Source organism: Archangium sp., assembly GCF_036388035.1.
In the GTDB taxonomy this organism is placed as follows: Bacteria; Myxococcota; Myxococcia; order Myxococcales; family Myxococcaceae; genus Archangium.
This window is the reverse complement of sequence record NZ_DASVSO010000430.1, coordinates 1-3,904: the sequence shown is the minus strand read 5'-3', so window position 1 is coordinate 3,904 and position 3,904 is coordinate 1. Positions and strand designations below refer to the sequence as shown.

The window sequence follows — 3,904 nt, the reverse complement described above, 5'->3', positions numbered from 1 at the left end:
AGCCCCTGCGCATCCCCCAGGTGCAGCCTCCAGCGCACGCCCTCCCCTTCCCACATGCCATCGCGCATGAGGGCCTCGGCCGCCTCGCGGAAGGGTTGCAGGAAGGGAAAGCCCGCCGCGTCCGCCAGCGCGAGCCGCAGCGGCGCCAGGTCCACCTCGAAGCTCACCAGTTCCAGGGCCCGCCGGCGCTCGGCGCCCAACTCACGGGCGCAGGTGAGCGCCGCCACCGCGTTGGTGGCCGCGCCCAGGCCCACGTCGTGGATGACGAGGGGCGCGCCCGGGGTGCGCAGGCGCTCGGCCAAGCGCGGCTGCTCCACGTAGAGGCGCAGCGCCTCCTGCCACGGGCCCACCGAGGGGTGCATCACCTCGCCATGCCCGAGGTGCCGCACCGCCCGCGAGCCGTTGCGCAGCGTCACCAGCTCGAAGTCCCCATCGCGAGGATTCTCGGAGTCCACGCGCTCAGCCCACTTCCTTGAGGGTGACGGAGCCGGCGTCCGCCTCGAGCTTCGCGTCCTTGAGGTCCTTGGGCGTGGCGACGAGCTGCTTCAGCTCGCGGTAGGCCTGCGCATAGGTGCCCTTGAGGATGGCATCTCGCATCTTCCAGGTGAGCTGCTGGTAGTGGTGCACGTTGTGCACGGACAGCATGCGCGAGCCGATGTGGTGCTTGCCGCTCATCAGGTGCTGCAGGTAGCCGCGGCTGTAGTTCTTGCACACGTTGCAGTCGCACGTCGGATCCAACGGCTCGTCCGACAGCCGGAAGGCCTGACGGGTGATGCGCACGAGGCCCTGGAAGGTATAGGCATAGCCCTGCTGCGCCATCTTCGTGGGGATGATGCAGTCGAACATGTCCACGCCGCGCAGCACGGCCTCGAGCAGGTCCGTGGGGGTGCCCACGCCCATGAGGTAGCGGGGCTTGTCCTGGGGCAGCGACGCGGCGGCGCGCGCCGTCATGGTCTTGCGCTCCTCGTTCGTCTCGCCCACCGCGAGGCCGCCGATGGCGAAGCCGTCGAAGGGGTGCTGGGTGAGGAAGGCGGCGCTCTCGTCGCGCAGCTTCGGGTGGACACCTCCCTGGACGATGGCGAAGAGGGCCTGACCGGTGTCCACCTGGTTCTTGGCCGCGAGGCTGCGCAGGGCCCAGCGGTGGGTGCGCTCCATGGCCTCGCGCGTGCCAGCCTCGTCCGTGCGCGAGTCGATGCACACGTCCAGCACCATCATGATCTCCGAGTTGATCGCCTGCTGCATGGCGATGCTGGACTCGGGGCTGAGGAGCTGGCGGCTGTTGTCGTGGAAGCTGCGGAAGTGGGCGCCCTTCTCGGTGATGAGTCGATCCTCGGGGAGGGAGAAGATCTGGAACCCGCCCGAGTCCGTGAGCACCGCCCCATCCCACTGCATGAAGGGGTGGATGCCGCCGAAGCGCTTGAACACGTCGATGCCCGGCTTGAGCATCAGGTGGTACGTGTTGGACAGGATGATCTTCGCCCCGGTGGCCTTCACCTCTTCCATGCCGAGGTGGCGGAAGGAGGCGTGGGTGCCCACCGGCATGAAGACGGGCGTGGGGATGGAGCCACGCCGGGTATGAAGCACCCCGGCACGGGCCCCGGAGGGGTCGGTGGTGACGAGCTCGAAGCGGACGGCCATTGGCGCCGCCTTATACCCGTGACGGGCGCGGGACATGCCCGCTATCCGCATGGCCGCCCCCTCGCTCGGCGTGCCACCGTGTAGGAGCCCTCCTGTTGGGAAGGGAAGAGAGCACCTTATTCAAACCAGAGGGGCGCCAGCTCGAGTTCGATGGCCTCGAACGGCTCGGCGCGGACCCGCGCATCTCCAGCGAAGGAGGCGACGAGGAGCCAGTCGCTTCCCTGGAGCCGGAAGATGTCGAGCGTGCGGGCAAGCGGATCCACATGCCACAGGTGCCGCACCCCTTCCCGAGCGTAGATGCGCATCTTCGGGCCTTTGTCCCGGCGCCGCGTGCTCTCGGAGAGCACTTCGCAGGCCCAGTCCGGCGCGAGGTCGAAATGCGCCGGGGCCTCTTCCCCACTGACGGCTCGCGACAGACGTTCGCGCCTCCATCCGGCGAGGTCCGGCACCAATTTGTCCGGGCGAGGGCCGAGGTGGAGTTCCGGCTCATCGATGATGACCCAACCACCCGGTCCTCCTCTGCCAAGTCTGAAGGGAGGCACGAGGAGGGCGCCCAGAATCGACGCCGCGTTGGCATGCGGGCGGGCCGGACGAGGGCTGAGGTGCAGCTCGCCATCGAGGATCTCCGCCACCATCTCCTCCGGAGCCGCCTGGAAGGCCGCTTCGACGGACGGGGCGTTGCGCTCGGTGGACGGGGGCTCGGAGGGCGCCATGCGAGAGGATTTCATCATGGCCCTCGTGCTGTGCAATCCCGAAGCCGCCGGCAGGAAGGTCGCGTCAGAGGCGGGTGCCGCAGTGCTTGCAGTGCACCGCGTCCGCGTCATGGCCCTCGGCACCACAGCCGGGACAGGCCTCGGGGTTGATGACGTGCCGGGAGGCCGCAGCAAGCTCCACCGACACGATGCCCGTGGGGACCGCGAGGACGCCGTAGCCCATGATCATCAGCACCGACGCGATGAACTGCCCGAGGACCGTCTTGGGGGTGATGTCGCCAAAGCCCACCGTCGTCATGGTGACGATGGCCCAGTACATCCCCCGCGGGATGCTGTCGAAGCCGTTCGCCTCGCCCTCCACCATGTACATCACCGAGCCCATGATGACGACCGTGCTCAGCACCGCGCCGAGGAAGACGGTGATCTTCGGCCAGCTCGCGCGCAGGGCGGTGAGGAGGACCTCGGCCTGCCCGAGGAAGCTCACCAGCTTGAGCACGCGGAAGACGCGCAACAGGCGCAGCACCCGGACCACCAGCAGCGACTGCGCTCCGGGCAGCACCAGGCTCACGAAGGAGGGCAGGAGGGCCAGCAGATCCACCAGGCCGAAGAAGCTCCGCGCGTAGAGCAGGGGGCGACTGACGGCGATGAGCCGCAGCACGTACTCCAGGGTGAAGAGGACGGTGAAGGCCCACTCCGCGATGCGAATGTGTGCCCCGTACCTCGCGCGGATGGGGCCCACGCTCTCCAACATCACCGCGAGGACGCTGAGGAGGATGGCCCACAGCAGCGCCACGTCGAACGCCTTCCCCGCGGGGGTGTGCGACTCGAAGATGATCTCGTGGAGCCAGGCACGGACTCCCCCCGCGGGGGGACTCTGCTCGGAGTGGAGCGTCACGCGCCCAGTGTAGACGAGTTGCCCTGAGCGGGGCGCTTCGTATCGGAGCGCCAGCGACTCCTCATTCGGACCAGAGGAGCGCCATCTCGAACTCGATAGCCTCGAACGGCTCGGCGCGAACCCGCTCCTCCTCGGTCAAGGACTGGACGAGGAGCCAGTCACCGCCCTGGAGCCGGAAGATGTCGAGTGTGCGGGCGAGGGGATCCACGTGCCACAAGTGCCGCACCCCCTCCCGAGCGTAGATGCGCATCTTCGGGCCCTTGTCCCTGCGCCGCGTGCTCGCGGAGAGGACTTCGCAGGCCCAATCCGGGGCGAGGCCGTAATGCGCCGGGGCATCATCTCCTCCGACGGCTTGCGGCAAGCGCTCGCGCCTCCAGCCGGCGAGGTCCGGTACGAGCTTGTCCGGACGGGGGCCGAGGTGGAGTTCCGGCTCGTCGAGGATGACCCAGCCGCCCGGTCCTCCCCTCCCGAACTTGAAGGGAGCCACGAGGATGCCGCCCAGGTTCGCCGCCACGTTGGCATGCGGGCGGGCCGGGCGAGGGCTCAGGTGCAGCTCGCCATCGAGGATCTCCGCCACCATCTCGTCTGGAGCCGCCTGGAAGGCCGCTTCGACGGACGGGGCGTTTCGCTCGGTGGACGGGGGCTCGGAGGGGGCCAT

At 68.8% G+C, this 3,904-nt stretch carries 4 protein-coding genes and 1 pseudogene; all 5 read right to left on the bottom strand.

Going from position 1 to position 3,904, the window contains the following annotated elements; genetic code table 11:
- A pseudogene (locus VF697_RS17410) lies at positions 1-455 on the bottom strand (methyltransferase); the annotation flags it as partial.
- A gap of 4 nt (positions 456-459) precedes the next feature.
- Positions 460-1,638 (bottom strand): tRNA guanosine(34) transglycosylase Tgt, encoded by a 1,179-nt coding sequence (gene tgt, locus VF697_RS17405; protein WP_331096395.1) that lies wholly within the window; start codon positions 1,636-1,638, stop codon positions 460-462.
- A gap of 116 nt (positions 1,639-1,754) precedes the next feature.
- Positions 1,755-2,366 (bottom strand): Uma2 family endonuclease, encoded by a 612-nt coding sequence (locus tag VF697_RS17400; RefSeq protein ID WP_414641303.1) that lies wholly within the window; start codon positions 2,364-2,366, stop codon positions 1,755-1,757.
- Positions 2,367-2,415: 49 nt separating this feature from the next.
- On the bottom strand, positions 2,416-3,246 hold the full coding sequence (locus VF697_RS17395) for an ion transporter (RefSeq protein ID WP_331096391.1): 831 nt from the start codon (positions 3,244-3,246) through the stop codon (positions 2,416-2,418).
- Positions 3,247-3,307: 61 nt separating this feature from the next.
- Positions 3,308-3,904 (bottom strand): Uma2 family endonuclease, encoded by a 597-nt coding sequence (locus VF697_RS17390; RefSeq protein ID WP_331096389.1) that lies wholly within the window; start codon positions 3,902-3,904, stop codon positions 3,308-3,310.

Excerpts from the sequence above, each read along its gene's own strand:
- tgt (WP_331096395.1), bottom strand. The coding sequence starts at position 1,638 with ATGGCCGTCCGCTTCGAGCTCGTCACCACCGACCCCTCCGGGGCCCGT.
- VF697_RS17390 (WP_331096389.1), bottom strand. The coding sequence starts at position 3,904 with ATGGCCCCCTCCGAGCCCCCGTCCACCGAGCGAAACGCCCCGTCCGTC.
- VF697_RS17400 (WP_414641303.1), bottom strand. The coding sequence starts at position 2,366 with ATGAAATCCTCTCGCATGGCGCCCTCCGAGCCCCCGTCCACCGAGCGC.